Here is a 1,041-nt window from a genome sequence, read left to right as displayed (position 1 = left end):
ATCAAAGCCCAAGCGTGTTCCGTATTCTTGGATAGAATTTAAAACACTAAATAACTGTTCAACTGGGGTCAGCGCTAATGCGCTCTGACCCCATTATCAAACGAGAGAGAACATGATTACTGGTTTAGATCACATAGCTATTGCAGTACCTGATTTACAGAAAGCAATTCAACGCTTTGCTGAAGACTTTGGATTGGATTTCAAAGGCCAAGAAGATGTTGAGTCCGCCCTGACTAGCACGGCATTTTTCCCTTTAGACAAAACAAGCATTGAGCTTGTGCACCCACTGAATGGACAAGGACCGATCCAGAAGTATATCGACAAAAAAGGCGGGGGCATGCATCACCTATGCTTTCGAAGCGATGACATCGACTCTGACATCGAACGCCTCAAAGCAAAGGGTTATGAGTTCTTGTCAGATGCGCCATCACTGGGTGCACACAACTGCCGAGTTATCTTCATTCACCCTAAAAGCTGCGATGGCGTTTTGGTTGAATTGAATCAGCCGATGTAGTTTTAATAAATTGGGGTCAGCACAAAAGTACTCTGACCCCAGTTGTGAAAATTTTATCGACGCATTAAGCCCGTCGATTGCGAAGCAATCCGGGTCGCCTTTGGGGTGTCGAGGTCTTTGGCGACACAAAGACCCCGACTCGTCATCAGACGAAAACCAAAGTTAGTTTAAGCACTAGAGTTAAATTATGACTGAAAAGAAAACGCTCAAACTCGACGAGTGGGAAGCCCTCGCTACCAAACAAATGAAAGGCATGAATCCAGAAGAAATGACTTGGATGTCACCTGAAGGCGTTCCCGTAAAAGTACTCTATACGGCCGACGACACGAAGGGTCTTGAGCATATCGACTCCTTACCTGGCATGGAGCCCTACATGCGAGGCCCTATGGCCACAATGTATGCCGGTCGTCCTTGGACCATTCGTCAATACGCAGGCTTCTCGACTGCTGAAGAATCTAACACTTTCTATCGCAAAAACTTAGCCGCTGGCGCACAAGGTGTGTCGGTTGCGTTTGATCTAGCTACGC

The 1,041-nt window shown here is 46.7% G+C and carries 2 protein-coding genes; both read left to right on the top strand.

Annotation, left to right across the window (positions count from 1 at the left end; all coding sequences use genetic code 11):
- The first annotated feature begins 112 nt into the window (after positions 1 to 112).
- Positions 113 to 514 carry a methylmalonyl-CoA epimerase gene (mce, locus tag A3762_RS03920; RefSeq protein ID WP_068474885.1) on the top strand — a complete coding sequence of 134 codons (402 nt, stop codon included), beginning with the start codon at positions 113 to 115 and terminating at the stop codon, positions 512 to 514.
- Positions 515 to 701: 187 nt separating this feature from the next.
- Positions 702 to 1,041, top strand: a 340-nt coding sequence (locus tag A3762_RS03915) for a methylmalonyl-CoA mutase family protein (RefSeq protein ID WP_231878721.1), incomplete at its 3' end; no start/stop codon positions are given.

The organism is Oleiphilus sp. HI0125 (assembly GCF_001635355.1).
This window is presented reverse-complemented; position numbering and strand designations above follow the sequence as displayed.